Annotated in this window: 34 protein-coding genes and 3 tRNA genes; 3 read left to right on the top strand and 34 right to left on the bottom strand. The window is 51.4% G+C overall.

What is annotated here, in order from left to right:
* Positions 1 to 93: 93 nt before the first annotated feature.
* The 24 genes from DFP98_RS40190 to DFP98_RS04275 all read right to left on the bottom strand — a co-directional run bounded on the left by DFP98_RS40190 (position 94) and on the right by DFP98_RS04275 (position 14,442).
* On the bottom strand, positions 94 to 225 hold the full coding sequence (locus DFP98_RS40190; protein WP_425455512.1) for a hypothetical protein: 132 nt from the start codon (positions 223 to 225) through the stop codon (positions 94 to 96).
* A 17-nt stretch (positions 226 to 242) separates the two neighbouring features.
* Entirely contained in the window at positions 243 to 509 is a 267-nt protein-coding gene (locus DFP98_RS39425) for a hypothetical protein (RefSeq protein WP_116059358.1), read from the bottom strand.
* A gap of 2 nt (positions 510 to 511) precedes the next feature.
* Positions 512 to 976, bottom strand: coding sequence for an NUDIX hydrolase (locus tag DFP98_RS04405; protein WP_246016433.1), 465 nt, complete (start codon positions 974 to 976; stop codon positions 512 to 514).
* 97 nt (positions 977 to 1,073) lie between these two features.
* Positions 1,074 to 1,355, bottom strand: a complete 282-nt coding sequence (locus DFP98_RS04400) for a hypothetical protein (RefSeq protein WP_116059357.1) — start codon at positions 1,353 to 1,355, stop codon at positions 1,074 to 1,076.
* 7 nt (positions 1,356 to 1,362) lie between these two features.
* Positions 1,363 to 1,893 (bottom strand): O-acetyl-ADP-ribose deacetylase, encoded by a 531-nt coding sequence (locus DFP98_RS04395; RefSeq protein ID WP_116059356.1) that lies wholly within the window; start codon positions 1,891 to 1,893, stop codon positions 1,363 to 1,365.
* Between the two features lie 149 nt (positions 1,894 to 2,042).
* Positions 2,043 to 2,351, bottom strand: a complete 309-nt coding sequence (locus DFP98_RS04390) for a hypothetical protein (RefSeq protein WP_116059355.1) — start codon at positions 2,349 to 2,351, stop codon at positions 2,043 to 2,045.
* A 169-nt stretch (positions 2,352 to 2,520) separates the two neighbouring features.
* A tRNA-Leu gene (locus tag DFP98_RS04385) sits at positions 2,521 to 2,609 on the bottom strand.
* 989 nt (positions 2,610 to 3,598) lie between these two features.
* Positions 3,599 to 3,883: a hypothetical protein gene (locus DFP98_RS04375; RefSeq protein ID WP_116059353.1), complete on the bottom strand. Its 285-nt coding sequence runs from the start codon at positions 3,881 to 3,883 to the stop codon at positions 3,599 to 3,601.
* Complete coding sequence (locus tag DFP98_RS04370; RefSeq protein WP_116059352.1) at positions 3,883 to 5,478, bottom strand: hypothetical protein; 1,596 nt, start codon at positions 5,476 to 5,478, stop codon at positions 3,883 to 3,885. Before DFP98_RS04370 ends, DFP98_RS04375 begins: the two co-directional genes overlap by 1 nt.
* The gene (locus DFP98_RS04365) at positions 5,478 to 5,855 is read right to left on the bottom strand and encodes a hypothetical protein (RefSeq protein WP_116059351.1); all 378 of its coding nucleotides are present in this window, start codon (positions 5,853 to 5,855) and stop codon (positions 5,478 to 5,480) included. The genes DFP98_RS04370 and DFP98_RS04365 overlap by 1 nt, the downstream gene beginning before the upstream one ends.
* Positions 5,856 to 5,902: 47 nt before the next feature.
* Positions 5,903 to 6,211: a hypothetical protein gene (locus tag DFP98_RS04360; protein ID WP_116059350.1), complete on the bottom strand. Its 309-nt coding sequence runs from the start codon at positions 6,209 to 6,211 to the stop codon at positions 5,903 to 5,905.
* 19 nt (positions 6,212 to 6,230) lie between these two features.
* Positions 6,231 to 6,977, bottom strand: coding sequence for a hypothetical protein (locus tag DFP98_RS04355; RefSeq protein ID WP_116059349.1), 747 nt, complete (start codon positions 6,975 to 6,977; stop codon positions 6,231 to 6,233).
* Between the two features lie 25 nt (positions 6,978 to 7,002).
* The gene (locus DFP98_RS04350) at positions 7,003 to 7,377 is read right to left on the bottom strand and encodes a hypothetical protein (protein ID WP_116059348.1); all 375 of its coding nucleotides are present in this window, start codon (positions 7,375 to 7,377) and stop codon (positions 7,003 to 7,005) included.
* 6 nt (positions 7,378 to 7,383) lie between these two features.
* On the bottom strand, positions 7,384 to 8,004 hold the full coding sequence (locus tag DFP98_RS04345; protein ID WP_116059347.1) for a hypothetical protein: 621 nt from the start codon (positions 8,002 to 8,004) through the stop codon (positions 7,384 to 7,386).
* The gene (locus DFP98_RS04340) at positions 7,994 to 8,410 is read right to left on the bottom strand and encodes a hypothetical protein (RefSeq protein WP_116059346.1); all 417 of its coding nucleotides are present in this window, start codon (positions 8,408 to 8,410) and stop codon (positions 7,994 to 7,996) included. Before DFP98_RS04340 ends, DFP98_RS04345 begins: the two co-directional genes overlap by 11 nt.
* Positions 8,398 to 8,745 carry a cold-shock protein gene (locus DFP98_RS04335; protein WP_116059345.1) on the bottom strand — a complete coding sequence of 116 codons (348 nt, stop codon included), beginning with the start codon at positions 8,743 to 8,745 and terminating at the stop codon, positions 8,398 to 8,400. Before DFP98_RS04335 ends, DFP98_RS04340 begins: the two co-directional genes overlap by 13 nt.
* 369 nt (positions 8,746 to 9,114) lie before the next feature.
* The gene (locus tag DFP98_RS04320; RefSeq protein ID WP_116059342.1) at positions 9,115 to 9,495 is read right to left on the bottom strand and encodes a hypothetical protein; all 381 of its coding nucleotides are present in this window, start codon (positions 9,493 to 9,495) and stop codon (positions 9,115 to 9,117) included.
* 100 nt (positions 9,496 to 9,595) lie between these two features.
* Complete coding sequence (locus DFP98_RS40185) at positions 9,596 to 9,802, bottom strand: helix-turn-helix transcriptional regulator (protein WP_425455511.1); 207 nt, start codon at positions 9,800 to 9,802, stop codon at positions 9,596 to 9,598.
* Between the two features lie 170 nt (positions 9,803 to 9,972).
* Positions 9,973 to 10,362 (bottom strand): hypothetical protein, encoded by a 390-nt coding sequence (locus DFP98_RS04310; RefSeq protein ID WP_116059340.1) that lies wholly within the window; start codon positions 10,360 to 10,362, stop codon positions 9,973 to 9,975.
* Positions 10,363 to 10,380: 18 nt separating this feature from the next.
* Positions 10,381 to 10,755, bottom strand: coding sequence for a hypothetical protein (locus tag DFP98_RS04305; protein ID WP_116059339.1), 375 nt, complete (start codon positions 10,753 to 10,755; stop codon positions 10,381 to 10,383).
* A 72-nt stretch (positions 10,756 to 10,827) separates the two neighbouring features.
* Positions 10,828 to 12,228, bottom strand: coding sequence for a TOTE conflict system archaeo-eukaryotic primase domain-containing protein (locus tag DFP98_RS04300; protein WP_116059338.1), 1,401 nt, complete (start codon positions 12,226 to 12,228; stop codon positions 10,828 to 10,830).
* A 66-nt stretch (positions 12,229 to 12,294) separates the two neighbouring features.
* Positions 12,295 to 12,801, bottom strand: a complete 507-nt coding sequence (locus tag DFP98_RS04295) for a hypothetical protein (protein ID WP_116059337.1) — start codon at positions 12,799 to 12,801, stop codon at positions 12,295 to 12,297.
* 919 nt (positions 12,802 to 13,720) lie between these two features.
* Positions 13,721 to 14,164 carry an RNA polymerase sigma factor gene (locus DFP98_RS39670; protein WP_281275127.1) on the bottom strand — a complete coding sequence of 148 codons (444 nt, stop codon included), beginning with the start codon at positions 14,162 to 14,164 and terminating at the stop codon, positions 13,721 to 13,723.
* 35 nt (positions 14,165 to 14,199) lie between these two features.
* The gene (locus DFP98_RS04275; protein WP_116059334.1) at positions 14,200 to 14,442 is read right to left on the bottom strand and encodes a hypothetical protein; all 243 of its coding nucleotides are present in this window, start codon (positions 14,440 to 14,442) and stop codon (positions 14,200 to 14,202) included.
* A gap of 114 nt (positions 14,443 to 14,556) precedes the next feature.
* On the opposite strand from DFP98_RS04275, the gene DFP98_RS04270 reads away from it, so the two are divergent.
* Positions 14,557 to 14,796: a helix-turn-helix domain-containing protein gene (locus tag DFP98_RS04270; RefSeq protein ID WP_116059333.1), complete on the top strand. Its 240-nt coding sequence runs from the start codon at positions 14,557 to 14,559 to the stop codon at positions 14,794 to 14,796.
* A 128-nt stretch (positions 14,797 to 14,924) separates the two neighbouring features.
* The gene (locus DFP98_RS04265) at positions 14,925 to 15,554 is read left to right on the top strand and encodes a hypothetical protein (RefSeq protein WP_147310124.1); all 630 of its coding nucleotides are present in this window, start codon (positions 14,925 to 14,927) and stop codon (positions 15,552 to 15,554) included.
* A gap of 217 nt (positions 15,555 to 15,771) precedes the next feature.
* Here DFP98_RS04265 and DFP98_RS04260 read toward each other — a convergent pair whose 3' ends face one another.
* The 10 genes from DFP98_RS04260 to DFP98_RS04220 all read right to left on the bottom strand — a co-directional run bounded on the left by DFP98_RS04260 (position 15,772) and on the right by DFP98_RS04220 (position 25,044).
* Positions 15,772 to 16,752: a tyrosine-type recombinase/integrase gene (locus DFP98_RS04260; protein WP_181917485.1), complete on the bottom strand. Its 981-nt coding sequence runs from the start codon at positions 16,750 to 16,752 to the stop codon at positions 15,772 to 15,774.
* A 252-nt stretch (positions 16,753 to 17,004) separates the two neighbouring features.
* A tRNA-Ile gene (locus DFP98_RS04255) sits at positions 17,005 to 17,081 on the bottom strand.
* Between the two features lie 24 nt (positions 17,082 to 17,105).
* Positions 17,106 to 17,182: transfer RNA gene (locus DFP98_RS04250), tRNA-Met, on the bottom strand.
* 83 nt (positions 17,183 to 17,265) lie between these two features.
* Positions 17,266 to 17,448 carry a YycC family protein gene (locus DFP98_RS04245; protein ID WP_116059330.1) on the bottom strand — a complete coding sequence of 61 codons (183 nt, stop codon included), beginning with the start codon at positions 17,446 to 17,448 and terminating at the stop codon, positions 17,266 to 17,268.
* A 101-nt stretch (positions 17,449 to 17,549) separates the two neighbouring features.
* A complete protein-coding gene (locus DFP98_RS38890; protein WP_181917484.1) occupies positions 17,550 to 17,714 on the bottom strand; it encodes a hypothetical protein in 165 nt (54 codons plus the stop codon).
* Between the two features lie 133 nt (positions 17,715 to 17,847).
* Positions 17,848 to 19,425, bottom strand: coding sequence for an ABC transporter substrate-binding protein (locus tag DFP98_RS04240; protein WP_116059329.1), 1,578 nt, complete (start codon positions 19,423 to 19,425; stop codon positions 17,848 to 17,850).
* The gene (locus DFP98_RS04235; RefSeq protein ID WP_116059328.1) at positions 19,422 to 20,312 is read right to left on the bottom strand and encodes an ABC transporter ATP-binding protein; all 891 of its coding nucleotides are present in this window, start codon (positions 20,310 to 20,312) and stop codon (positions 19,422 to 19,424) included. The genes DFP98_RS04240 and DFP98_RS04235 overlap by 4 nt, the downstream gene beginning before the upstream one ends.
* A gap of 6 nt (positions 20,313 to 20,318) precedes the next feature.
* A complete protein-coding gene (locus DFP98_RS04230) occupies positions 20,319 to 23,165 on the bottom strand; it encodes an ABC transporter permease (RefSeq protein WP_116059327.1) in 2,847 nt (948 codons plus the stop codon).
* Between the two features lie 3 nt (positions 23,166 to 23,168).
* A complete protein-coding gene (locus DFP98_RS04225; protein ID WP_181917483.1) occupies positions 23,169 to 24,278 on the bottom strand; it encodes an efflux RND transporter periplasmic adaptor subunit in 1,110 nt (369 codons plus the stop codon).
* Entirely contained in the window at positions 24,238 to 25,044 is an 807-nt protein-coding gene (locus tag DFP98_RS04220) for an ABC transporter ATP-binding protein (RefSeq protein WP_116059326.1), read from the bottom strand. Before DFP98_RS04220 ends, DFP98_RS04225 begins: the two co-directional genes overlap by 41 nt.
* Positions 25,045 to 25,279: 235 nt before the next feature.
* Between DFP98_RS04220 and DFP98_RS04215 the strand changes: the two genes are divergently transcribed.
* Positions 25,280 to 26,932: a glutamine--tRNA ligase/YqeY domain fusion protein gene (locus DFP98_RS04215; RefSeq protein ID WP_116059325.1), complete on the top strand. Its 1,653-nt coding sequence runs from the start codon at positions 25,280 to 25,282 to the stop codon at positions 26,930 to 26,932.
* Positions 26,933 to 26,980 lie beyond the last annotated feature (48 nt).

Here is a 26,980-nt window from a genome sequence, read left to right as displayed (position 1 = left end):
TTCTCTCGCATGGTCCGAACCTTCGTCTGCGTGTTATCGATGTTCACAAATAAGAAGTCATGATCCAAATAGCCGCGAATTTCAATGTATTTTTTAGGTGGCGCTCAAATGTTTTTGAAACGGGACACCCCCTTCCTTCCTCCCTTTCCCGCATACCTTGATCACGCGTTCCCGCCAGTTAATATTCGGAATCGTAATTCCTTCAGCTTCGGAAATTCTTATCATAGTATCCTTCCTGATATTCATAAGCTGCCTCCATCATCATCCTTGAAATGAAAGTGCTCGTGATAAATCCCGTCCATACCGATCAACTTGCCATTCTTCTTGTTGTAGTAAGGGAACATCCGATTGACGGGCAGCTTGAGAAGTTGATAATTCATATCTTGCGGCAATGCATCCAGTTCTTCTACGGCCCTTTCACGTGAACTAAAGAGTCCTATCGGATAAAAGTTGGGAAAGCCCCCGCCACTTTCTGATACGAAGATCGCCCACACGCACTCCTCTATCATATTTAAGTCTCTTCCCCTTCCTTAAGCCAACAAGATGCAAGTTCTAGAATCGTCAAATCCCGTAGAAGCATGAACTTTGTTGAGTAGTCCTTGCAATGATGAATCAATTCTTGCAACTGGGTAACTGCCTCTTCGGGACTCATCCATTCCACTCGCATACCTAACTGCAACTCATCTTCACTTAAAGCCACGCTCCCCTGTCGGTCCGTTGCCTTGGCGATGTAGCAGTAAGAACGCTGCATGAAGTGATTTTTAACTTTGTGCTCATCTATATACCCAAGCTCGTGAATAATAACAGCTTTATAGCCCGTTTCTTCCCTGATCTCTCGTACGAAGGCTTCTTCTTTATTCTCGTCCTTCTCCAGGCCGCCGCCAGGCAGCTTGTAAAGATTCTCTGCTTCCAGTTCCATCATCGCGACTTGTCCATCGTTATTGATTAGGACTCCTCTGGAGGCGTGTCGGGACACTTCGTTCAAGTACCCGGGCTCCCCGCCGCAAAAGTCGCTATCTGTTATGATCTTTAACAGATACACTTTCCCACCCACATTCATTTCGAAATCGAATTCATTGAATTGTTACCGTAGCTACATCCCTGCCATTCCAGAGTTTGAAGCTATATCCTTGATGCCATAAGTGCCATGGCGCTTCCTCCGTAATAAACTTCACTTCCGCTTTAGTGTCCCACGTATCAGGTATCCACTCAACAACCTTCACGAGCACGGTCCATGCTTCTGTGATTTCTTTGCCACGAATTTCTCCTGTAATGACGACAAGATCGCGAAGCCACTCGTTCAAAGGTAGCGGTGAAGGATCAAACTCCCAACGAATTAATGCCTTTGCGCTCACAGTGTCCTTAGCCCCCCCCTAGATAAATATCGTAGTTCTCACGATCAAAGCAGACGAACTGTATTCGCTCGATTGTCTCATTTTTTTCTACGAACTCAACTACCGTTTTCAGTGCAACTTCAGCCGCCTTGTCCTTCGGATATCCGTAGATCCCTGTACTGATATTCGGGAATGCTATGCTCTTGATCCCCTTTTCTACAGCCAGATTGAGCGTGTTTCTATAGCAGTTGCTGAGTTTTTCCCGTTCATTATTCTTTCCGTCATTCCATACGGGACCGACTGTATGAATAACATACTTTGCCTTTAGCTTTCCACCCGTTGTGATTACCGCTTCTCCCGTTGGACAGTTTCCCTGCGCATTCCTAATGCGAATGCATTCGTCTAAGATTTGTTTGCCGCCCGCTCGATGTATCGCTCCATCAACCCCACCACCGCCAAGCAAGCTAGTGTTAGCTGCGTTAACGATACAAGCCACTTCAGACTGTGTTATATCTCCCTGAATGATTTCAATGACTGTTGAATTCAGAAGAAACTTCATGCCCATCTCCCCTTCAGTTAGTACCGTCTAATAATTTCCGATCGAGGAATCCCTGTAATTTGCTCGATCAACTTCGGGTTGAGCTTCAACGACCTCATGCTTCTTTTTAGATTATCCCCGCTCAGTCTAAGTCCCGAATAATTTCCCGTTCATAAATCCGCCATTTCTTGCCTCTTCAATTCCGGAAGAAACCGCTTCCACTTCATTCGCCATTTCACCGCACCATGATGTTTGTTCTTTATCCCCTCCTGACTAAGGTGGGAAACTACATCCTTCTCAAGTTGTTCAAATGAACTCGCCGCATCGGGATACCTCTTGAAAAACAAATTGACATGAGTCGTGTAATCCAAGATTGTCTGATCGCTAATCCCATTTGCTTTCTTCCACGTAATGAACCGATTCAGTGCCTCTTCCATCGTTGCAGGTGCTCTTCTTACCTTATTCATTCTTACCGCCATAACCAAAAAATCCTCCTTCGCCATCATCTGTATTTTGTGGATACAGATAGTGCGAAAAAGGATCTCACGCTATGAATCCAGTGTGTTAAGCAGAAGCAATTTCTACTGCACAGGATTCATCATTTATAGTTGATTTTGCGAATATGTACCACAGGTAAAACATTAAAAGTGGTGCCGAGAACCGGGGTCGAACCGGTACGGTAGTCACCTACCGCAGGATTTTAAGTCCTGTGCGTCTGCCAATTCCGCCATCCCGGCATGTTTTCCGCGTAATCATGCGGTTTATGCTACGTCGACACTTCGTTTTATTCGTCCTTACGCAGGGGATACGTTCCGACTAGCGAAAGGGTTCCGGCTCCTGATTCGCTTTTGTTGGGGTCCTACGCGTTTGCGTCAACGAATAATATCTTAGCACAAACGGAATATTAAGGTCAATACTTCATTCCATTTTCTTGCCAATATTTTGGGTCCCTTGAGTTCGTGAAACTGGCGGAAAATTTTTATAGCCCCGCAATCCGGTATATGAGTTCAAAATTTTGGCCGCTATGTCCCGAAGTCAGGTCAGGCCGCGTTTCTCCGACCGCCCCCGCCCCCTTCTGCTGTACCGCACTAAAGCGTTACTGCGCAATTGTCGACCGATACAATACGGATACACACGTTACAATCCGTCAACAAGCTCCGTCTTTTTTCGCGAAGCTCCACGTTTCCGCGCTCTGTATATTCCGTGCATAAAAACGGCCGTTTCCGTTTGTCAATAATTGCGTCAAAACGTAGCAAATCCCGTAACCATGCGGGTTTTCCGTCTCGTGTATATTCTATGTATAAAGCATTCGGTTGGCGTATTTAGAAACCGCATAATGGCGCGGTTTTTCGGCTGGCACTATTACACAAAAGACGTCTTTGGCGAACATATCCGCGCATATTTATACATTTTAAACTCGGATGCTGCTCCGTCTTTTTTCACGGAGTTCCGTACCAAAACGTAGCATTTGCGATCCGGATACGCGCCGATTCGTATCACTTTTCGACCCTTTCGCGCGTTAAAGCGATACCCCGTGAGTTTCAAAGGCGTGTCTCCTCCGCAGGGTCGCGCCCGATAATATGTAACCTACTTGTAACCCTCTGCTTAGTAAAAAACCCCCGTGATGACGCGGTATTTCACGTTTGTTCAAATGGTTGCGTAGGGTTACACGGACAAAAAAATAAGCGGAGTACCGACGTTTTTTCACGCCAATACTCCGCTCTTCTTACGTTAACCGGTCGATGATTGAGTATAACTGGCCGCTATTCATCATGCCGACTAATACGCGGTCACCCACCGTAAGCTTCCGCGGGTGCTCCGCTAACCTCTCGCAGATAACGAGGTCGTCCCGGTCCAGCTCAATCCGCATATTATCGACTTGAATGCGCACGTCAGGATAGTCCGCGGTTACCGAAGCGAGTTCGAGGTCTGCGCCGTGGTTGAATCCGATGTCCTTAATGGCTTGGTGAAGCTTCCCAATGCCGGAGCCTTCCGGGAGAACAGTCGCCATCAGTTCCTCCCCTGCGTGAGGCTGTAAGCCAGTTGTCGGGCAATCTTGTCGATATCCGACTCCTGCCGTATAACAGTCCCGTGCATATTGATCACGATCGGACGCTGGCCGGAGCCACTACCGCCACTCTCCCGATAGCTCTTCGCTTCCTCACGCGTAAGAACGGTCTCCCCCTTATGCAACCGAGATATATAGCCGTCGAAAGGGACGTAATCGATACCGGCGGCTTGCGAACCGTTAGGCTTAATCCCGAGCCATGACCCAGCGGAGAGCGTAGACTCAGTGTTGAACCCGAGCGGGCCGTCAGCCTCGAACAACTTTTTAAATTTTTGTCCGAACGTCAGGCTTTTGTCATTCACGATCTGGCCAGCCTCGTCAAACATCGGAGCTCCGTAAGCCAACCCAGCCGCAGCTAGCTTAATCTGAGGGGTGCCCGGCGTTACCATATAAGCCATCAACGCGGCGAGCTCCGGCTTGTCCTTCGCCACATTTTTAAATCCGTCCCAGATACCAGTGGCCAGCGCTCCTCCCATGACCTTAGCGGAATCAATAAGCGGTTCAGATGCTTTGAGCGCGTTTGCCATCATCCCGACAACATCGGTCGCGACGCCCTCGATTTGATCACGGCCGCCCTTGTTGTTGAGCCAATCGTTGTATGAGCCCATTATCGTCTCGAAAATGAACGAGACTTTCGCGGATATCGTCGTAAGCTTGTTAAACTCCGGATTACTTAGAAAGTTGGTATCGATATACTTTGCTGCTCTCCGCAACGAATCCGAGGCTCCCCGCGCAAACTCCCCGAACGCATTGATGCCCGCGGTTTTGAAACGTTGGAAATCCTGTCCCTTAAGCCATTGGTTAAATTCCTGAAGGAGCGGGTTTATATACTCCAAACCTTCGGTACCCATTTGCCGGAACGCCTTATTGATTTCCGCGACCGATTTCCGGTACTGGCCCATCGTTGTTTTCGACTGAGCCTCAATAAGTTCATTTGACGCTCCGATTTTGTCCAAATACTTATCGAGAACTGCGAGTTGCTTGTCCAGCGGCAATTTCTTGATATCGTTGATTACGGCGCGCGGCAATTCGAAACGTTCAACCATCGATACGCCATCGCCGCTAAACAACTCCTTAAGCGCATACGCTGCGCCGGTCATGCCCTGCTCGATGTCGATTGCTCCAAGCCGTTCCGCGAGGTTCAGCATCTTCTCGAGCTGCTTCGGGTCCTTAGTCGTCGGAATAAATGATTTACCGGCGTCCAGGAAGTCGCTCTGTGTGAACATCGATACCGCCGAACGATCCTCTACAAGGTCGAAATAAGCCTTCGCGCTCTCAAGGTGGTTTTTCCCGAACATCGCATCGACGGTCACTTTCCGCATTTCAAATTCGGCCGCCTGCTTGATCGTCTTATTGAACAGTGTCGCTGCGGTAAGCGCCCCGCCGATTGCACCGCCTACTCCGACGAATCCCGTAGTAAGTCGTGCAACTTTAGAGGATGTGTTCGTAAGAGACGTCGATATCTTATGAAGCTGATTTAGCGCGGTCCCGACTCCGTTTGTTGTTATCCGTATCTTTCCGAGTAGGTCGAACGACATTAGCTCACCGCCCTGAACGCGGCCATATGCCCGTTAATGCAACGTGTAGCCCGCGCCGCCTCGTCCGCTACCCGGAACCATTGTGCCTCATTGCCGGTATGTGCCGCCCCGATCGCGTTCATAATCGCGCTCCGTAGCGCCTTGACGCCCACGATAAGCTGCGCATGGTTCCGCTGTTGATCCATCCGCGGCCACCGAATCGACTGGAGCTGTTCGGCGCTGTCCGCTAGCTTACGGTCGATATCCTGTGCCTCCCGTACGAACCTTTCCCCGCTCATATCACCGCGCTCCAACGCTTGAACCGCCGCGATTACGGCCGCACTAAGTCCGAAGACTTCCGCCGCTGCCGATGCCACCCGTCCGTATTTCGTTGTCATACCGTTCCCCCTCCGTATAAATAAAAAAGGAGCCCGAAGGCTCCCTGTTACTCGAACGTTATTGTGCCGATCGTCCCGTCGGCCGTGTATTTGTCGCGCACCATCGTCTTGTACGCCTCCGTTAGCGTTACTCCCTCGGGAAGCTTGACGGTAAGGTTAACACCGGTATACTGACGGTTCGACAACTTCCCAACCGCGACTCCCATCTTTTGCTCCAAAATCGTTACCGCGGAATGATCGTAGTCACTGTCACCGAGATGCGGTTCGATTCCGTCCTCCGTGCGTAGGGTCGCGCCCCAAAAATAATCCGATACCCGTTGGTGATAAGTTTTGCTAATCGTAAGTGCTGCGTTCAAAGTAATTCCCCCTGTTTTGTTATAGAGAAATCGCAGATGTCGGCCTTCTACCGCTGTGTACGTTACTGCTAATGTGCTTATAAGTACGGTGCGTGAGGCGTAGGATACGGTACGCGCTGTCAACACTCCAATTACCGAGCGCTTCCACAATTTTAATCGGCACGTGATCGTCGGTTATGACGCTACTAAGCTCCGCATAAAGACTCCGGAGCATTGCGTCGTGCTTACCACCTGCTGCGCCCTCAATTCGCCCCATTTCGTCCATGAGAACTAGTTTCTGGCCGTTAGTCATACGAGGTGCCAATCTAATGGCCTCGGCAAGAACCGACGTATCACCGCCGAATTTGAGCGCATTTACAATTTTCGTCGCGTGTTGTTTTGCGGACTCTCGCTCCGACTCCGTTATATAATGCCTCAATCGCGCGGCCTCGGCAGTTGCGGCTTCCTTCATGCCCCCGTAGACCCCTTTCCAATGATCCGTCAATCTACCGACCTCTTCCTCGAGCTTGGCGCGCATCTTCTCTGTGTAATAGTCAATTACCCCCTCTACTTTGTACACGGGGTCGTTAGACTCCGTCATAGCTTTGTATTCCCGCTTGTACCTATCTACCGCTTCGGTTATCTGCCGTTCGATTTCGTCGACGCCGCCGACAATCACCCCCTTGCGCTGGTTCTCTGCTTGGTGCGCCTCGACGTAATCAAGCGTAACCAGCTTGCCCGCGGTATGCCCGTTAAAGTCCTCTTTCATAAATACCGTATATCCCACTCGTATTTCTCCTTTACTTGTTAGTTTACTTGCATAGTGGTCCGAACCTGTACGCTATAGGCCGAGATACCTCCGCAATTGTATCTTTGATACTTCGCCACTCCTCCGGATCACCGGAAACAATCGCGCTGTACATCCGCTCAATAACGGTCAAAAGGCCGCCTATACTTCGAACGAGATCGTCGTGTTCCCTTCTTCGCTTCCAATCTCGGAAATCAATCATCCGCAACTTAGCAACCGCCTGCGCCAACTCCCGCTCGCTTGCGAAGACTTGGGTAACGAACTCCTCGGCGGAAATATCGCCATTTTCAAGCGCTTTGACGAGGCGGTACAGGTACGTTCCGGCGTAGGCCGCTACGCTGTCGCAGATCGCGGATACACGCTCACCTGGCGGTACCATGCGTAATCACCCCCGCTTAACGTATTGAACACTGCGCGGGCTTTTATCGCGGCTTAAATCGTAGAGGTCGGCGGCCGTTATCTTGTATTTGCCTGCCTCAGGGATAGTCTCAAAGTCAACATTCTTTAAAGAATAGCGGTACCGGCTCCCCCCTGACGCGGACTCACCGCCCAAAACCTGTAGCGCACCTCGTTTAATCCCCTCGTGTTGCTTGACCGCGTCTCGATATCTCCGGAACGCATCGATATATGCTAGTTTTGCGTCAAGGAGCGCCTGGATTGCCGGGTCGTAAACTTTCGCGCGGAATTCGGGGATAAAATCCTGGTTCCACGACGCGATAATGTCCTCGATAGTTATTTTCGTAGACTGTCTCCCGACTACAAATTCATATTCCCGGTTGCGGCGCGCAAGTGTCCGCTCTGCCGCGTCTATCCGGTCGGATAGCGTATCTAGCTCCGAGTCAGCACCTACTCCGGATGCAAACATCGCTGCGGCAAGCCTTTCGTACTCGGTTTTTAACGCGTGCAACTCTTCTCGTGCTTGATCTCTGCTCCGGCCAATTTCCTCGAGCACCGACGTGTTTCTTTCCTGCTGCTTAACGTACTCACCGATAATTTTAAATTCCATTTTCAACTTTTCCCCCTAGTTTTTGTATGAGAGCCTTTAAGAAAATTATTATGCGCGTCTTCCATCGCGGAAGTTCTACCGAAGATGCTCCCAAGTCAGCATATAAGGACTGGAGTTCTTCGGCAGCTCTGCGGGTGCTGGACGTATCCGTTCGATGCTTTAAGCTGGCGCCTAGTCCGATCTCGTTAAGCGCGGCAACGTATATCTCACGGGTCGACGTCCATAGCTCCGGCGTTTCACAGCCGTATATCTCCGCGATATCCTTTACGTAGCCGATCGCGACCGCATCGGACTCATGCCGCTTGATAACGGTATCCATCAAGTAGCCGTCTTCTCCGAACAGTTGCGCGACAAGGAACTCCGCGCCTTCAATCCGATCGATATTAGCGATGACTAGCGGCCGCACCGTACAACCTCCACGTTAACCGCCGATGTGCCGCCCCTCCGGATATCGCGGTGAATTTCGTACGCTACGTTCATCCCGCGTCTAATCGTCATCCCCTCCGAAACTGAACTTACGTGGAACCATATATCCTTATCGCCGTCGTCCGGCTCGATAAAACCGAATCCGCGCGGTTCGAACCACCTAACGACCTTGCCGCGGAGCTTGTTCGGGTCGACCGTTTTTGGCGGCTTCCTTTCGTCCGTCATGCGCGGAGATAGTCCCATTGAAGGTCCGATAAAATCGATCATATCCCCAGTGCCTTCTCCGCCTTGCCATACCCTTCCGTAAATACTCATCTTCGACCCCCTGTTTTAATTAGAAATGGCGCCTTAATGCGAATCGTCCGCTCCGTCACGGAATCCCCGTAAATTAACTTGTGTGTCGTTCCATCCCGCGTATCGACTAGCGTAACCAGGCGCCTATGCCCGTGGTCAATCGACTCGATCGATACAACCTCGATAGGGTAACGCGGTCGGGGCTTCATTTGCGGCAGCGTCCTCCTCGTTTCGGATTCGTAATTGCATTGAAGTATCGGCATGTCTCCGGTTGCTCGCGAAATAGCTTACACACCACTGACGATTCCGTCCGAAGCTGCTGCATTAACGTACATGTCCGGTCCGGCCGGATGAAGCCGCAATAGCGCGTAGCCCGATCCTGAGCGGTGTTCACAGTCCGGCCTCTTCGTACTGAACGAAAGTCGTATCGGTCATGTCGTATTCAACCGGCCACTTCCCGGCCTTGATCGCCGCATATAGCACGAACAGAACAGCGCCGCGTATCTCCGGTTTGGTCACGCCCCAGTTCCTCGTCGGCGAAAATTCGCGGCAAACCGTCGTAGCCAGCCGCTCGACCAACGCGTAAAACTTCGTAGGCTCCATTTTCGCGACATGAACGGGCGCATTCGCGGCAGCTTCGACATACTTAACGATGTGGCTCAACTGTATATCGCGGTCGAAGCAATCGATTACGTAAGCGGTGACCTTTAGCGGCCGCTTGCCTTCCGCATACTCGATGAGTGTGAAACCGTCTTCGTGCGTTACTTTCATATCAACCGTTCCCTATGCGGATCGCTCGCGTCTGCGTCCGGCTTCGTATTGGGTCCGCGTGTTGCCCAAGCGTTTACCGCCCGCTCGTAAGGCGATTCTGTTAGACTAGAAGCTGATCGGCCAGTTTTGCGCGTCGGATAGCTTCCAGCATCTCCGCTGTTACGTCGAACGTCTGAGCAATCTTAATTCGAATCGCGTCGGATACGGGACGGCCAGCTTCTATCTGACAAAGATAGGAGTCAGTTACGCCTAGACGGCCAGCCATTTCGCGTTGACTCATCCCGAGCCATAAACGAATAGCCTTCACTGTTTGCCCGCTCACTTTTCTCCACCTACTTTCACAAATTTAACTAAGAGAAAAATAAAAAGCCTTCATCCCGTCAGGCAGACAGGACGAAAGCTCTCAAATTCTCCTTCACATATACATGGAAAATAGAAATGAGAAAAATACGGGAATTCCGAAAAAAAAATAAAATTTTAGGCAGCTAATTCCTCGCGCGGTAAGTAGACTCGACCGTCGACGTCAATCTGTCCACCACCCTCCGTGAACGAATCGTACGACTTTTCCCGTTTCCTCCGCTTGTCCTCCGCGTACCATGCGGCATCTGAGTTCGCTACGGGATGGCTCCTTCGGCGTTCTTCTGCCTGTATCGGTCGCATGATAAAATCCGCAAGGATATCGAGAATAGAGTAGCGTGTCGGCGATAGCTTTCGGCGCGTCATCGGATGCCGATATGATCGTTTGAACAGCCGGTCACGCCAACCGCGGGACTCGTACTCGTCCGTAATGATACGCGCAAGTTCGACGCGGAGAGCGTCATCTTCGATCTTCCGATAGTGTTCGTCCCAAAATTTGAATAGGTTCATTCGCAATCTCCTTCCGATTTACTCTTCGTATTGTTCGTACTGCTCAAGCGCGTCATATACCGCTTGGACGCCTGCTTTGTCCGGAAGAGCTTTAAGCGCCTCAAGCACGTCCGAGCTTACTACAACCTCATAGCCCGCTTGGTAGAGTACCGGCTCCTGCGCGGCATTCCTCAACACTACGAGCCCGTCCCACGATGGATACTCGTAGCACGCCCCTATCCGCGCAAGTTCGCTCCATGCATTTTCGTATAAGTCGTTCTGCCTGGTAGCCCTTCGCACGGCCAAATATTCACGGGAGCCTTGAGGTGTGGGCCGCGCCGCTTTTCGCTGCGCTGCCGCCTTCCTTTCGGGAACGTTTTCGAGATACTGAGGTAACCTAATGTTTAGATTCATACCGATAACCTCCCACGTTTAGTCATGTACGTTTTGCCCTATAATAGGTTTGTTTTATGTTTTAACTACGAGCTATACCGCCAGTAGTGCTTCCCTCTGTCTACGTGGTAGTAGATCCCGTATTTCGTGCTCCGAATAGAAGAAACGTACGCACTCGGCTAAACTTTTGCCTTCCGAGACACTCAGAGTCCGTTCGTCCAAACCGCCCCCGAATGTCATCCGGTAAAAGTTCGGCTTCTTCTTGAACGTACCTTTTTGCGCCTGATTCCGACTAATTATGTCGATCACGCCGAGCCGCTCGAGTTGAGTTACCTGGCGCCGTGCCGTACTTTCGTTTATGCCGACAGCTTCCTCCATCTGCTTGAACGTCATGTAAAAAATGCCGCTCTCGCAAGCCAACCGCTTCGAGTGAATGAGCATCGCATATGTTAGCGCCTTCTGATTCTTCTGAGGACACCGACGAATTATCGTGTCAATTTCCTCAAACGTAACCGTCAGGTCGCGCACTTCTATAAGTAGCGTTTTGTTGTTATCGTAAACGTGGTCGACGCACTCTCGAAGGTCCGTTAGACAAGCCGCACGGACCGAGGTATAGAGCCTCGTATCCTGCCACTCAAACCACTCCCAAATAGCGCGGAACGCGTCTGCCCGGTCGACTCCGTTATGATTCATCAGCCGCGCCAGCAGTAGGAACGACTTATGACGCTGACCTGGCCCCGTTAATCCCTTAAAGTATCGTTCAGCCGCTCGCGCCATCGTATAGCTTTCGGACTGGTCGTATATTGCTAGCGGCTTATGGCGGCCTATCGCGTTCTCCATATCAGCGGCTACTCGACTATCATAGGCGTGTTCTTCCGCGATAACCGCTAGAACGGCGGCATGGTCCGTCTTCTTAATCGTGAACAGGAAGTCTATCGACTCCTCCCGCGACATAACCCGAAGGCTCTCCGTGATGTTCGCGAACCCGCAATAGCTTCCGGTCTTCTGATGAACGCTGAGCGGGAGTTTTACGCCTTGAGTCGACGACGGCCTATATTCGACTTCTCCGCCCTCCGTTTCCCTAATTCCGGCGCGGTCGATGGTGTATTCGAAAAACTTGCGTGCGGCGTCAATTGATATCGCCTTATCGAAAAAGAGCTCGACGTGGTAACCCTTTCCTCCGCTGAAAGAAGTCGCGAAATCGTTAAATCCGCCCGCCCCCAACGTATCGGCGAGCTTGTAAACTACCCACTTTGCGACAGTCGGGTTTCGATAATCGACGTCAAAGCAGACAAATTTTGTAAGGAACTCGCCCGAGAACGTTCCGATTGGCTGGCGACCGCGGAGATGGTTATTTAGATGGTGCGCCCGGAGCGGCCGACTCCGCCTGTTCACCGTTACGTAAGTTCCGTCCTTTAGTTGGATGAGGTAATGATAATTCTGAATGAGGTACAGATCGAACAACCTATCTACAATATTCCGGACGTCCGTCACTCAGGCGTTCCCTCCTTTCGAAAGAGTACGGCAGCTCCGCGAAAGAGCCGCCGCGATAGGTTCCGGTTATTCCGAATCGTCAGACGTGAATCCGGCCAGCGTAAGCGCTGTTTCAACGAAATCGGTCCGTACCGTAGCACCGTCACTCCACATCGTAAGAAGGAACGTTCCGTCTTCCTGAGGTTCAACCGCCGCCGAGGGTCCGAATATGTCGTTCCCCGCCGCCAGTTCCTTCGCAGCATCTTCTCGCATAGCCGACTCACTTTGAAAATCGGCGCGGTAGTGGCGGAAGATATCATCCCTCTTCCACGCATAATGTCCGCCCAACCTCGAATACTCCGCAACCCTCCCGTCTATTTCAGCCAACCTATAAAGCGCCTCCGCTCCTCCGTAGAACATGAATGGAACGTGTCCGAGAACGTGAGCAAAAGTAACGGCATTCTTAACGGCTTGGATAACACTGCTGTCGCGGAACTGCTCATCGTGTACCGTAACTACGTCGCCTCCCTCGATACTAAGTACCGCGCCGATTTCATTTACTTCGATTCCAATCACCGTAATAGTCTCTTTCATTTTTCATCTGCTCCCTTATTGGTTGGATTTTTGTTTCCTACAACTAATACCCGCTGGAAATTTGATATTTGGGACATGTCGTGCCCCTTACTTATCTAATCGTTTGAACCGGACCCGCCCGCACACTCTGACGAAAAATTTATTCCTCCTTTCGCCTCTACTTCTATAACCACCGCAAACTTACGGACTGTCGCAGTTAATCTCCAATCGTTATGACGTTACTTGCGTCCGCCTGACACAAGATTTCGCACACGAATTAGACGCGATAGATGTTCGGCAAAGTTAACGGAGCCGACCGGATTTGGACGCCTATTTCCGGTGCCCTATATACGTAACCGAATGGATCGGGCCGGTTCGCACACTTTCCGCGAAAATAACCTCGCGCAGCTCCCGGACGGTCATCGAATCGACCGTTTTCGTTTCGCCGGTGGACGGGACCGTGTGCGGAGTAGATACGAATTCGGCGCGGTCGATTTCGGAGGGGAGCGAGAGCATTTCGAAAATTTTACCGACCGGCAAATGGTGCGACGTCGCACTGTTTCCGAACTGTTCGAACGCGGTTATAACTTTCGCGTGTATAATAAGGAAAAGGAGGTTTTATATTGAAACCACAGGTAGAAGCAGTAAAAACCATGTTCGCCATAGCACCCTACCTATTTAAATTCATAGCGTATTTATTCATTGGCTCAATGACATGGCTCCAGTACACGACGCGCAGCTCATCCGAATTGATTTATGAGCCCCTCACTAGAGCCCTTATAGGGGTTGCAATAGTTGAATGTATTCATAATCTTGTTATTGTGCTATATAAACTCTATGGAAAGAAAAAAAGTTGAAACAAACAGAAACGTACGTTCGTATTATTGATAAGAGAGGCGCCCGATTAACGGTTGCCGCCGTAACCGAGCGCCTCTCCAATTTACGAAGCAAGCCGACGAAGTTTGCGCCGAACAATTTCGTGGTGAACACCGGCCGCGTCCGCTATCTCCGCTATTGTGCTTCCGCGATAATACGCGATCACCATCGCCCGCACGCAAGCATCCGGAGCCTTCGCCATTACCGCGCTGACCATGGCGAAATTAATAGCAGCGGACTCGGCGGACTCAACTGCGATCATATCGAAGTCAAAGCCGCAAGCCGCCGACGCAGTACGCGTTTGACGACTCCGGTAAAAGTCGATTGCAGCTCGCTTTAATGCAACGTAGATCAACCCCTCAGCCTCGTGACCACGTTCATAACAACGCCATAACCGCTCAGCCAAAACGCTAACGTAGTCATCATGTAGTGACGGACACGGCCGGGAATATCGGTATGCCAATGCGTCAATCTTTCGCTTGTGAGTCGCATAATACTGTTCGAACATCGCCGAGTGCTGACGTGTTCGATCGGCGGACGTCTTCATACGGTCACGCCCCTTTCCGCTTCAATCCGGGCATTAAGTGCCAGCTTGTACGAAAGCAAACGAGCCGGGCGGTTCCGCGGCGGAACTTTAGCGGGACGGCCACGCAGGATATCTATGCGCGCCGCATTGTACTGGTTGACCATTCGGAGGTAATACGCCATGTGGCGGATGAACTGCGTCGCCGGGTCCGGGTCGAACTTGCCGGTAGTGTTATTGAACTTACGGATACGATAACTCATTGTAGAAACCTCCTATTAAATTTTCTTGTTGTACGCATATGCGTACGTCATTTACACTGAGTATACTGTACGCTTATAAGTACAGTCAATAGTCTGTTTGCGGAGGTCAATACAATGGGGAAAAAAGTTGTTGTTACGCTCAGCGCGGTGCTTCGTAGTCGCGGTATTTCATTGAATGAGTTGTCTCTAATGACTGACGTTAGGCGCGCAGCCTTATCTGAATTGGTTAACGGTAAACGAGAAAATATCAACTTCGGGCATATCGCAAAGGTCGCCACAGCGCTGGGAATATCAGATATCCGTGAAATAATAACTCTCGAGGATATTGGAGATGAGGAGCAGCCCCCTGCCTAAAACGTGTGGGCTATCGCGGTGAAAATCATATGGAGGTCGGGCGTATTCTGCTCGGCCTATTTATTTTTGAAAGGGATTTGTTGGAAGGTGTCGAATATTTATGCCTATATCGACCAATGGGAGGTAACATGAAACCAAAAATATCCATATTAGCACTTTTAGCCGTACTCTTGTCGGGATGCGTGGTTTCTACGACCGAGAATAGCGACCCTACTGTGACACCCCCGGCAGCCCCGCAGTCAGCAGCAACGGAAAACAGCCCCGCAATCGAGGAAGTACCGGCCTCGGAAACGCCGTCCCCTGTAGTCGCGGAGGAGCCAGTAATTGAGCGGATAGTAAACGTAAAGGATATCGCCAGGAAGACTATGTCGGAGGTTAACGGTATCCTCGGCGATCCCGTATTCACGGAGGAAATTAATTTTGCAATGGGGCCGGAACTCAAAAAACGGCCGGTAACGATGAATCATTATATCGAGACGCTTGACGGCGACTTGGGCCGCGTAGAAATTATGTTCGCCAACGACAAAGCCGTCCGTGTCCGCGTTAACCTCATTGGGGACCAGTACAACAAAGAGGATAAGAGCAAAAACTTGGAACTTGTAGGACTGTCCGGCGTCACGCTCGATCCAGTAAAGAAGAAAGAACAAGTAAGGCAGTCGGTCCGAGATGTTGAGGGGTTTTATCTTATTGACGTTGGCGACTGGCTCGGTACGGACGACGGTTCAATCCTCATTGTGACTGAAGAAGAGTTCAAGTAAACGCAAAAAAGCGGCTCACCCGCGAATATTCTACCGGTATTGTACCGATGGAAAATCCGCAAGTGAGCCGCCTTTACATGCGACACTGGAGCCGCTTTTTACATCTTATTTCCGCGCAAGTACAATCGTATTCAGCCACGTTAGCTCCGAAATGGTAAGCGTACCCTTCTCCGCTTTAGTTACCCACTCGGCGCCGATCGTTCCCGTTGCCGCCAGTTCATAAGTTTTCTAACGGGCTGTGTTTCGCGTGCTTAGCGGAAACGTCCGTACTAAACAGATTGACGTACATTCTGACGATATCAAGCGAAGTATGTCCAAGAATTTTTTGTAAACTAAACGCGTCCCCTCCGTTCATGATATAGAGTTTAGCGAACGTGTGTCGGAATGTGTGCGGAGAAACGCGAACGCCTGTAATCCGCGCAGCTTCTCCGTAGAGTTGGATAACTTGTTGAATGCCGCGCACCTGAAATGGGTTATTATCGATATTGATAAACAGCACATCCGTTTCTACCACGCCACGAGACTCGCAATAAAGGCGAAGGCTTTTTTCCAACGCCCTACTAAACGGAACCAGGCGCTCTTTACGCCCCTTACCATAAACCTTTATTAACCGCTCTCGCCAGTTAACATCCGACAATCTAATTCCTGCGAGTTCGGAGATTCGGACTCCGGTATCTAGTAACGTTTGCATAATCGTGTAGTCCCGATAACCTGTAAACGTCGATCGGTTCGGCGTATTGAATAGCGTTTTAATCTGCTCGTTGCTGAATGTCTCGATAATCCGCTTTTCAGACTTTATGACCCCGATCCCACTAAACGGATTTACCTGTATATAGCCCTCCGTATGAAGCCAGTTTATGAAGGCCCGCCAACCGCGGATAAGCTTGTCCATAGTCGCGCTACTCGGTAGGTCCGACTTTCCTCGCTTGATTTTGGTCGTACGTTTCGTCTCAATCGCGGTCAATACGTTATCTCGCGTAATGTCGATCGGACGGATTATTTCCTGTGCAACGAGTAGGCGAGATAAATCTAGTGTGGTATCGCGATAAAACTTTACGGTTTCGTCGGTGAGGTTTCGGATACGGCAATAGCGGAGAAAAGAATTACGGGCTACTTCGAAGTCAGTGGATTCTTGGGGATACTCTGTACCGGGCGAGCTTCGTCCGGCAGCGGACAGGTTAACGCGTCGCTTGTTCATCAAAAACGCCTCCATATCGTAATTTTCGTCAACGTGACGAATAAAACGAATGAAGGCGTAGGTTTACGAATCGTAAGATTAGTGCGGAAACCGTGTGGGGATGCGTTCCGACTCCGCTAAGGAACCGGAGTAATTGTCGGAACGATAGCGGCTACTTTTAAGTCCTGTGCGTCTGCCAATTCCGCCATCCCGGCATGTGAGTCTCTGGCGACCAAGGACATTTGCCAAGGAGCGCTGCCCCACGAAATTTCGTGGTGGGCCTTGAGGGACTCGAACCCCCGACCAATCGGTTATGAGCCGACCGCTCTAACCAACTGAGCTAAAGGCCCCCGTAAAGGTCCAGAGAAAGGTGTTGGTTGCGGGGGCAGGATTTGAACCTGCGGCCTTCGGGTTATGAGCCCGACGAGCTACCGAGCTGCTCCACCCCGCGTCGTTAAAGCATTATACAATTTATTGGCGACAAGAAATAATATACTATAAAGATCGGCCTGCCGTCAATGCTTTTACATGTTTTTATTCACTTTTATTTTCTTCTGTTTCCAGATGCTGCTTCGATTCTCCCGCTTGAGCCTTCGCCATTTCTCCCAATTTCTGCAGCAAAATATGCTGCGGCATATGCATTAAATGCTCCAAAGGCACCTTCATGTACTCGGCCAATTTAACCGCTGTCTCCGCCGATAACGGCATTCTGCGCATCGCTGATATCCCCCTTCTCCCCATCCTTCGGATTTCAGCTTAGCACAAAAGCATGCTCTTTTCCACTATACGGCAGCTCAAACTGCACATCAGGAGCCAGATTATGGCATATAACGAACGCCATATTTTCCCTTTTTCGAACGGAACACTTCAATCTCCCGCGGTGCATCCAATCCGAAAACCCAGCTGTCATGCTCCATCCGTTGAACGAGACACCCGGCTTGGAATTTGCTGTCGTACAGCTTGGACCAGTATACCCATCTCATGCATCTTCCTCCGCTTCTGTCGGAATGTGGATGCTCCTAGCATGTGCGGCTTTGGTCGATTTGAATCCATTCCCCTCAAAAATTTAAAGCAAACGCCCCATCCTAACGGACGGAGCGCCTGCACTATTCCATATTAGTTGACGATAACCGCTTCTCCTGCTGCTTCCATAAGCGCTCTTTTTTCTGGGGAGATGCCTCCGCCGTTATTGTCCTGAATACCGTTGAACGCGTCATCGATATTCCCTTTCGGGTTGTTCTTGATCTTCTGCAGCAAGTCATTGCCCTTCTCTTGCCACAAGGCCAGAGCGTCCTTCGCGGATTTGTTACCCTGCATCACTTGCATGAATAGCATCGAGCCCATCTCATTAATCAAGTTGAGGTTCGGTTTTTCTCTCAGAAGCTCCTGATCCTTGATCGAGGAGTGGAAGTATTGCGATGGGGAAGGCTTCATTTTCGTAAATGCATCAATATTATAGCTCATTCCGTCGCGTACCTTCACAAACTCTTTGCGTGCGGACAGCTCGTAGGTGCTGCGGGACTTCAGCTTCGCCCACTCTTTGCCGTTCATAAACTTGATAAATTCCCATGCGTCGTCAGTATTCGCTGCATTAGCGTTGACGCCCGCAAGCTGACTCAAACTAATATTGCCTCCAAAGCCTTCCATGCCAATGTGGAACGGTATGGTCACGACATCCCAATCCAGCTTCTCCATTTTCAATTTCTCGCTGTTATCGTTCATTTGCTGGATTTGGTTGATCAGACCGTAATCGCCGATCGTCATAGCGGATTTACCGGTAAGGAACAGTTGCCCTTGGAACGGATTGTATCTGTAATCTTCTCCTTGGGGCTGCTCATAATTCATGTCGTCCTGACTAGGCGTTACGCGGTCTTTCTTCAGTTGGGCTACTGTCTCCCAGAGAGTCTGCCATTGCGGCGTATTGACCGTCATCGTTTCGCCCTTATCGTCGTACATTCTCAGTTGGAGAGGAGCAGCGAAGTTTTGGAAATCCCAGAAGTTGTCGCCCGCACCCCATTGGTTAAACGTGAATCCGAAAACGGAATCCTTGCCTTCTCCCGACTTCATACGCTTAGCCAGATTAAACACATCGTCCCAGCTCATGCCGTCTTGCGGGAATTCGACTCCCCGAGCCGTAAACAGCTTTTTATTGTAATACAGAGCCGAAGATTGGAATGTAGGCGTCAGGGCGTACAAGAAACCGTCGCCTTGTTCTTTGATCCCGTCAATGACGGTCGGCACGAATTCGGTAAGGTCCATTTTATCTTCTTTCAGCATCGGATCGAGCTGTTTCAATAGGTTTTCATTCACCAGTTGCCCCAGCATGCTTATATCGTTAATGATCATGACGTCAACCGGATTGCTGCCTGTCATAATGGCCTTGAGCTTCGCCATTTGATCGACTGGCTCCTGTTGCTTCGATTGGTCCTCGAATTGCATCTCCGAATAATCGATCGCGGGAACAACCTCGATATCGATGTTGGAGTGGGTAAATTCGAACATATCGGTGAATTGCTGGCGGAACCAGCTTTCATCCGATTTGCTGCCATACATCGTGCCGATGCGCAGAGTGCGGCGATTGTCCGGGTCGTTCGCGCTTCCGCCCGAGTTACACGCAGCCAAAGTAGGGATAAGTAAGGATAAGGTCATTCCGGTAAGCACCCATTTGCGGGTTTTTCCTGCCTGTTTGTTCATTTTGATTCTTCCTCCTCCAAGGATTTCGGTTTAGTAATGACAATCTTGTCTCCGTCGAACTCCATCGTTGCTTTGTCTCCGATCGAGAGAGCGGACAAGTATTCTTTTGGGACTTGCAGGCGGCCGACCCGGTCCACGACAACGAACGCTTCGTGCGCTTCTTCCGGCGTCTTACCGCCCGATAACGGTGCGGAATGGTCGAGGTTCGGATTCCTCTTGATAAACTCTGTACTCGTCAGTCCATCGCGAATCGCGACCACCCGGTCCACCTTGCTTGCCAGCGACAAGTCGTGAGTAACGATTACGATCGTCAGGCCAAGCTCCCGATTAAATTTACGAAAAATATCCATGATGATGTCCGATGTCCGAGAATCTACCGAGCCCGTCGGTTCGTCGGCCAGTAGAAGCTGCGGCCGATTCGCCAACGAGATGGCAATCGCCACCCTTTGTTGCTCTCCCCCGGACAGCTGCTGAAGCTTGTTATGCATCCGGTCCTTCAAGCCGACCCATTCGAGCAGCTGTTTGGCGTAGGCCCGATCCAGCTTGCCGGAAAACATCATCGGCATCTCTACGTTCTCGATGGCGCTCAAGAACGGCAGTAGATTGCGGGCATTGTTCTGCCAGATGAAGCCAACCGTATCCCGCTTATACTTGACAAGATCTTCATCATTGACCTTCAGCAGGTTCCACGGCCCGACCTCCACTTGCCCCGCCGAAGGGCGGTCAAGCCCGCCCAGAATGTTCAGCAGAGTCGATTTCCCGCTTCCGCTGTTGCCGATAATCGCCATCATCTCTCCGGCTTTAACCGATAGGTTTAAGCCCTGTAGAGCAACGACCTCCAAGTCGTCGGCTTTATAAATTTTAACGAGGCCTTCGCATGTAATCATGCTTTTTTACCGCTCCTCTCCCAGCTTGACGGCTTGGTGAACCTTCAAGCGTCTAATATGCGTGATGAGAAGCGCCACGCCGATCGTCATCATGACTCCGACAACGATGTACAGCCTGTTCGTATCGGCAGCTTCGAACACGACGCGGAACGGCGGAACCTGGTTCGTCGAATTGTCGGTCGTCTGCAGGAACGGCAGGAATAGCAGACTCGCGAGCTTGCCAATGCCGATGCCGAGTCCGATCGACAGACCGGCCGTAAAAATCTGCTCGAGCAGCAGCATCCCCGTCAACTGCTTGCGGGAAAGCCCCATCGCGCGAAGAATACCAATCTGCACGACTCTGCGCGACAGATTAAAGAACCAGAACAAAATGTAACCCGACAGAGAAACGATAATGGTCACCAGGAAGCCCAAGCTGAGAATTCCGAACACGCCGCCTCGGGCCGGGTGCTTGCTCTGCGTCGTCAATTCGGATCTCATGCTGTTGATGGAAGCAAGCTCAATGCCTTCCTTCTGCAGCACCGGAATAATATCCTGCACTTTGGCGTCGGGCTCCATTTTCAGCCATACGTCGTAAGGAATGAGTGGTACCTGATCGTAGATGTAGCCCAGATTCGCGATTAAGAACGGCGCTTGATCCGGATACAGGCTAGGCCAGTAAGGCAAGATATCCAAAATAATGAACTCGACCGTCTGCTCCTGAATAACCGTCTGAACCATATCTCCCCGTTTCAAACCGAACTTCTTGGCTACGTTGGAGGAGATAAACGCTCCCTCCGGCACTTGCCCCATCCATTCGAGATATTTGTACGGGTTGATCTGGTACATGTCTTTGCGCAGCCAACCGACACGGGCGAAATCGACGTTGTCGATGCCCATAATCGTCGCTTGACCCGCCGTCTTGCCCGAGACCGTCATGCTGCTTTTGGTTTGCAGCACGCGCGCCGCGTGCTCGACGCCCGGGAGCGTACGGAATACTTCGAATGGCGGCTCGTTATAATTAAACTTCGTTGGCGTAGGACGTTCGCCTTGGCCGCCTCCGCCGCCGCTTCCGCCACCCCCGCCGTTTCCGCCGCCTTGTTTGGTTGGCTGCTTAAACTCGGGCGTACCTTCCCATACGGTCTGGACAATGACGTCCGTTCCGTATTTGTACATGATCCGCTCTTCCGAGTTCAGCCCGATCGTCCGTGCAGCCGAGGAATTGTATACCCCGAGCCCCAGCGTCAGAACAAGCAAAATCATGAGCGGGTAGTACGATTTAGACGAGCGCGAAAGCTGCGTGAGCGTTAAATAAAACGGCACCGGCAAAATTCTCTGCCACAACAAGTTAAACAACTTGAGCAGCAGCGGGAACAGCCTGAGAAATACCAGACCAGCAGCGAAAATGCTCAGCGCCGGTACAAAGAACAGAAACGGCTGCACGTTGAGTTGATCCGTCGTCATCCCCGTCTTAAAGGTGACCATCTGGCGCTCGTTGAACAGGTACCAGCCGTAACCCGCCACTCCCAGCAGCAGCACGTCGATGAACCATTTCTGCCAGAACGGCTTACGATCTCCTCTAGCCATCTGCCTCTTGTAATCGACGATTGATGTTCTCGTGAAGACGAGCGCCGGGATAACAGTCGCCGCGATCGCCACGATCACGGCTGCGACGCCGGCCAGCACGCCGTCGATCGAAAATCCGACCGGTATCGCCTTGCGGTCTACGAAATGCAAAAACCCGCTGGCCGATCCGATACTTTTGGCCATGAACCAGCCGAATAACGGACCGACAACCAGTGCAACCAAGCCCAGCAAAGCGCCTTCCAGGAGGAACAGCATAAAAATCTGCCTAGTGCTAGCTCCCCGGCTTCGCAGTACGGCGATGTCAGATCGTTGCTTCTCAAGCGCCTGCTGCGTGTTCATCGTAATAAAGTAGAATACCATTGCGATCATCGGAGCTGCGAGCGTAAACAGCATGGTCTGCAGTTGGATGCTGTCGCGGCGGAAATCGTTCAACATTTCCGCGAAGCTCAACTCCAGACGAGTGTCCTTTAGCTTCTTGTATACTTCGATGTCGATGCGGCTCAGCTTGTTGGAGAGCGGAGAAAGCTGACTCGTCTGAATCTCTCTCAGATCAAAAGCCGAGTACCAGCTGGCGATCTGAATCGGGATGCCTCGTTTGGCCGACAGATCCTCCAGCAAAACCGGATCGGCTACGTACAAATAATTCATGAGTCCTTCCAGACCTTGATACCAGTAAGGGTTGTTATCGTCCGCCGGCTTGAACGCTCCGACGATCTTAACCCGCAGCGTCTCCCCGGCAATCGAGTACAGCAGCACATCGCCGACATGGAGATCGCTGCGGAACAATGCCTCTTCCATCATGACGGCTTGAATCGTGCCGTCCGAATCCGAAGTATCCGCGAACCACTTCCCTCCAGCCATCTCGACCTGTTCCTTCAGCCCTTCGAAGGAAGCGATCGACAGCTTTCTCGTACGGCTGGCATCCACCTTCGTCGGATCTTCGGGAGAAACTTCCGAGCTGCGCAGCGTTAAGCTCCGCTGGGATACCTCCACCGGAAACCCGATGTCGCTCTTGATCTCCTCACGAATATACTGATCGACGTTACGGAAGCTTTCCAGATCGGTTTTGCCGTCCGTCGATTGGTAGCGGATCAACATCGATCCTGCGGGCAAGCCCTCGCTGTTGTCCTGCAAAGATTGCGAGACGACGCGTTTGAGCGCGCCGTCCGCATACATCGGAATGCTCGTTGTAAAAGCGACCGCAACGAACAAACCGGCAAGCGTGCTGAGCGTCATCCAGCGCGTGTTCCACATTTTGCGGAAGAGAAATCGAATCAGCGCGGTCATAGATTAACGACCTACGACTTTCTGTCCTGGTGTCAAACCATTCAAGATTTCCACATCGGTCGAGGTTTGCTGTCCGAGCTCTACGTCAACCTCGCGCTTGCTTCCGTCCGCTTCCGCTACTTGAACGTAAGTGCGCGCTCCAATCGTCCGCAGGGCGGAAAGAGGGATGACGACCGCGTTTTCCTTACGATTGATAACGACGGAGATAGACAGCGGAGTACCGCGCGTGACCTCTTTAGGCAGCTTCCCGACGTCGACCAGCAAATATTTGCTGATGCTGTCCGTTTTTTCGCCGTTGTTGCCACCGTTATTGCCGCCGTTCTGATTGTCCGTCGAAGGAATAGGCATTTGCTTTATCTTGCCTTTCAGTTGCCCAACCTGGTTGATGTCGACGCGCACTTCCATGCCTACGGCGACCTTGTTTAGATCGTCCTTGGACAGCTCCGCCGCGACGACCAAGCTGTTCGGGTTCGCGATAACCGCGACCGTACCGTACGCTTTGACCGAATCGCCTTCCTGCACTGGTACCGAGACGATCGTACCCGAGAATGGGGCCGTCAGCACCGCCTTGCCGATATCCTCCTGCATGTCGACGATTTCCTGTCGAGCTTCCTCGAACTGCAAGGTAGCCATCTCGAATTCGATCGGATCCATCTCGTCTTTTTTGCGCAGCGTATTTTTCATTTCAAGCTCTTGTTTCTTAAAGGAAAGCGACCGTTGGCGAAGAGTTTTCTTCATCTCGTCGACATCGAGCTCCGCGATCGTCTGCCCTTCTTTAACCGCCTGACCGGCTTCTATGTACAGCTTCTTAATGCGTTTTCCCTCCAACGAAAAATAAACCTGCTTCTCCTGAGAGGACAAAATTTTGCCGGAGCCCGATACTTTCGTTTCCAGCGTTTTCGTCTCTACCGCATACTGAGGCTTCTCAGATATTTTCGGCAGTTGGATCGCGGACAGATCCTCTTCCTCCGGTTCACTCGGCAGCAAGCTGCACCCCGAAATCGCCAGCGACAACGCCAGCGCGGCCATCACGCCGGCGCTTTTGCGGCTGCGGCGCACAGGCGCCTTACGGTCAATTGGCGACGAATACGCCGTCCACCATTTCATAGACATGATCTGCTACCTCCATAATCGTAGGGTCGTGCGTCGTCATGCAGAGCGAAATATTTTCGGCCGCAACGACTTCTTTGAATACCTGCATAATTTGTGCGGTCATCTGGCTATCCAGCTCCGCCGTCGGTTCGTCCGCCAGAATCAGACTCGGCTTGTGCGCGATCGCTTTGGCGATGGCCACACGCTGCTGCTCTCCCCCAGATAGCTCGAAAGGACGATGGTGCATCCTCTTGGAGAGACCGACCAGATCCAGACAGGACGTAATTCTTTCCTTCCATTGCGAACGCGGAATGTTCGCCATGCGCAGCGACAATTCGACGTTCTCGTAAGCGGACAATAAGGGCATCAAGGCGAATGCCTGAAAAATAAAGCCGATATCCTTGCGACGCACGACAGTGCGCTTGTCGTCATCCCACTTATGGAACGGACGGTCTTTGAAAAAGATTTCCCCCTTCGTCGGCGTATCCAGCCCGCCCATCAAATTCATCAGCGTTGTTTTGCCCGAACCCGAGCGTCCTCTTAGCATGACGAGTTGGGATGGGTAAAGGTTCAGGTTGATTCCTTTAAGTACCCTGATTTTCTGGCTGCCGACGTCGAAGGATCTCTCTACGTTGCGTACGGACAACAACGGTCCGTCCGCACTCGGGCGCTCTTGTACCGCTATCGCGGCTTCCGGCTTCTTCGCCTTCTCGAGCGACTTCGCCAAATCCTCTCCCTGTTCGCCTGACTTCTCAGCCGCGGACCTTCGGCCTAGCCATGACAGCATTCAACTTCCTCCCTTGCCAATCTCTTCATTGATTATAACGAGATGTCTATCTGAAAAGTTACTGAAAAAATTAAATCTTTATCATTTTTTTAGGAGAAAAAAATCGTTCATCCCCGTTCGATCAAACGACGAGACCCGACATTTTTCCGTTTTTTCGCTTAACCCTTTATAAGACGCCGCATTTTTGTGTATTATTAGAGGATATAACGATTTATTGCGAGGAAGGTTGGTCACCTTGGAAACTAAGACGTCGTCATCGAACTTTATTAGAAACATCGTATCCGAAGATCTTGCTTCGGGAAAAGTAAAAGAGATCGTCACCCGCTTCCCTCCCGAGCCTAACGGGTATTTGCACATCGGGCATGCCAAATCCATCTGTCTGAACTTCGAGCTCGCCGACGAGTTCAAAGGAAGAACGAATCTGCGCTTCGACGACACGAACCCGGTTAAGGAAGACGTGGAGTACGTAGAATCGATCAAAAAGGACGTCGAATGGCTCGGCTTCAAATGGGACGGGTTGTATTTCGCTTCGAACTACTTCGGGGAAATGTACGAGCGCGCCGGACTGTTGATTCGCAAGGGCTTGGCCTATGTGGACGACCAGACTGCGGATCAAATTCGCGAGACCAGAGGTACGCTCACTTCTCCCGGTCAAGAGAGCCCCTACCGGAATCGGTCCGTCGAAGAAAATCTCGATTTGTTCCGCCGAATGAAGGAAGGCGAGTTCGCCGACGGGGAAAAGGTGCTGCGCGCCAAGATCGACATGGCTTCTCCGAACGTCAACCTGCGCGATCCCATTTTATATCGCGTTGTGCATGCTCATCACCACAATACGGGCGACGCCTGGTGCATCTACCCGATGTACGCTTTTGCGCACCCGTTGGAGGATGCGATTGAGGGCGTAACCCACTCGATCTGTACGCTGGAGTTCGAAGATCAGCGCCCGTTCTACGATTGGGTCATCCGCGAATGCGAAATGCCATGGACACCGCATCAATACGAGTTTGCTCGGCTCAATCTCACCAATACGGTCATGAGCAAAAGGAAACTTAAACTGCTCGTGGACGAGAAAAAGGTGGACGGCTGGGACGATCCCCGTATGCCGACCATTTCGGGTCTTCGCCGCAAGGGGTATACGCCCGAAGCGATTCGCGCTTTCTGCCGCGAAATCGGCGTAGCCAAGAGCTACGGCGTTGTGGATGAGCGAATGCTGGAGCATTTTATCCGCGAGGATCTGAAGCTCAAGGCGCTGCGGACGATGGCCGTGCTGGACCCGCTCAAAGTCGTCATCACGAATTATCCCGAAGGCGAGACGGAATGGCTCGACGCCGAGAATAACCCGGAGAACCCGGAGATGGGCCATCGCAAAATTCCGTTCTCAAGAGAAATTTACATTGAGCGGGACGATTACATGGACAACCCGCCGCCAAAGTATTTCCGCCTGTTCCCGGGCAACGAAGTGCGTCTAAAGCACGCGTACTTCATTAAATGCGAGGAAGTCGTGCACGACGCGGACGGCAACGTTGTCGAGCTTCGCTGCACGTACGATCCCGAGACCAAAAGCGGCTCCGGCTTTGCCGGACGCAAAGTAAAAGGAACGCTCCATTGGGTCGAAGCATCGCAAGCGGTACCGGCGGAATTCCGGCTGTACGAGCCGCTAATCTCCGACGAATCCGAAGATGAGGGCCAATCGTTCCTCGATCATCTTAACCCGGACTCCCTTCAAGTGTTGAAGGGCTTTGTGGAGGCCGAAATGAAAGAGGCGGCCGGCGGCGACAAGTTCCAATTTTTCCGCCATGGCTACTTTAACGTCGATCCGAAGGACTCCACGCCGGAGCTTCCCGTCTTTAACCGCATCGTCTCTTTAAAAAGCTCATTCTCTATCTAAAATAACTGCGCTCCCGCGCCTCTTCTATAGAGACGCGGGAGCCTTTTG

Source organism: Cohnella phaseoli (assembly GCF_003386235.1).
Taxonomy (GTDB): Bacteria; Bacillota; Bacilli; order Paenibacillales; family Paenibacillaceae; genus Cohnella; species Cohnella phaseoli.
The sequence above is the reverse complement of the archived record's forward strand: the minus strand, read 5'-3'. Positions and strand labels throughout refer to the sequence as shown.

Coding starts and splice junctions, on each gene's coding strand:
- DFP98_RS40190 (WP_425455512.1), bottom strand. CDS start 225: ATGATAAGAATTTCCGAAGCTGAAGGAATTACGATTCCGAATATTAAC.
- DFP98_RS39425 (WP_116059358.1), bottom strand. CDS start 509: ATGATAGAGGAGTGCGTGTGGGCGATCTTCGTATCAGAAAGTGGCGGG.
- DFP98_RS04395 (WP_116059356.1), bottom strand. CDS start 1,893: ATGAAGTTTCTTCTGAATTCAACAGTCATTGAAATCATTCAGGGAGAT.
- DFP98_RS04390 (WP_116059355.1), bottom strand. CDS start 2,351: ATGGCGGTAAGAATGAATAAGGTAAGAAGAGCACCTGCAACGATGGAA.
- DFP98_RS04375 (WP_116059353.1), bottom strand. CDS start 3,883: ATGGCGACTGTTCTCCCGGAAGGCTCCGGCATTGGGAAGCTTCACCAA.
- DFP98_RS04370 (WP_116059352.1), bottom strand. CDS start 5,478: ATGTCGTTCGACCTACTCGGAAAGATACGGATAACAACAAACGGAGTC.
- DFP98_RS04365 (WP_116059351.1), bottom strand. CDS start 5,855: ATGACAACGAAATACGGACGGGTGGCATCGGCAGCGGCGGAAGTCTTC.
- DFP98_RS04350 (WP_116059348.1), bottom strand. CDS start 7,377: ATGGTACCGCCAGGTGAGCGTGTATCCGCGATCTGCGACAGCGTAGCG.
- DFP98_RS04345 (WP_116059347.1), bottom strand. CDS start 8,004: ATGGAATTTAAAATTATCGGTGAGTACGTTAAGCAGCAGGAAAGAAAC.
- DFP98_RS04335 (WP_116059345.1), bottom strand. CDS start 8,745: ATGAGTATTTACGGAAGGGTATGGCAAGGCGGAGAAGGCACTGGGGAT.
- DFP98_RS04320 (WP_116059342.1), bottom strand. CDS start 9,495: ATGAAAGTAACGCACGAAGACGGTTTCACACTCATCGAGTATGCGGAA.
- DFP98_RS04310 (WP_116059340.1), bottom strand. CDS start 10,362: ATGAACCTATTCAAATTTTGGGACGAACACTATCGGAAGATCGAAGAT.
- DFP98_RS04305 (WP_116059339.1), bottom strand. CDS start 10,755: ATGAATCTAAACATTAGGTTACCTCAGTATCTCGAAAACGTTCCCGAA.
- DFP98_RS04295 (WP_116059337.1), bottom strand. CDS start 12,801: ATGAAAGAGACTATTACGGTGATTGGAATCGAAGTAAATGAAATCGGC.
- DFP98_RS39670 (WP_281275127.1), bottom strand. CDS start 14,164: ATGTTCGAACAGTATTATGCGACTCACAAGCGAAAGATTGACGCATTG.
- DFP98_RS04275 (WP_116059334.1), bottom strand. CDS start 14,442: ATGAGTTATCGTATCCGTAAGTTCAATAACACTACCGGCAAGTTCGAC.
- DFP98_RS04270 (WP_116059333.1), top strand. CDS start 14,557: ATGGGGAAAAAAGTTGTTGTTACGCTCAGCGCGGTGCTTCGTAGTCGC.
- DFP98_RS04265 (WP_147310124.1), top strand. CDS start 14,925: ATGAAACCAAAAATATCCATATTAGCACTTTTAGCCGTACTCTTGTCG.
- DFP98_RS04260 (WP_181917485.1), bottom strand. CDS start 16,752: ATGAACAAGCGACGCGTTAACCTGTCCGCTGCCGGACGAAGCTCGCCC.
- DFP98_RS04245 (WP_116059330.1), bottom strand. CDS start 17,448: ATGCGCAGAATGCCGTTATCGGCGGAGACAGCGGTTAAATTGGCCGAG.
- DFP98_RS38890 (WP_181917484.1), bottom strand. CDS start 17,714: ATGAGATGGGTATACTGGTCCAAGCTGTACGACAGCAAATTCCAAGCC.
- DFP98_RS04240 (WP_116059329.1), bottom strand. CDS start 19,425: ATGAACAAACAGGCAGGAAAAACCCGCAAATGGGTGCTTACCGGAATG.
- DFP98_RS04235 (WP_116059328.1), bottom strand. CDS start 20,312: ATGATTACATGCGAAGGCCTCGTTAAAATTTATAAAGCCGACGACTTG.
- DFP98_RS04230 (WP_116059327.1), bottom strand. CDS start 23,165: ATGACCGCGCTGATTCGATTTCTCTTCCGCAAAATGTGGAACACGCGC.
- DFP98_RS04225 (WP_181917483.1), bottom strand. CDS start 24,278: ATGTCTATGAAATGGTGGACGGCGTATTCGTCGCCAATTGACCGTAAG.
- DFP98_RS04220 (WP_116059326.1), bottom strand. CDS start 25,044: ATGCTGTCATGGCTAGGCCGAAGGTCCGCGGCTGAGAAGTCAGGCGAA.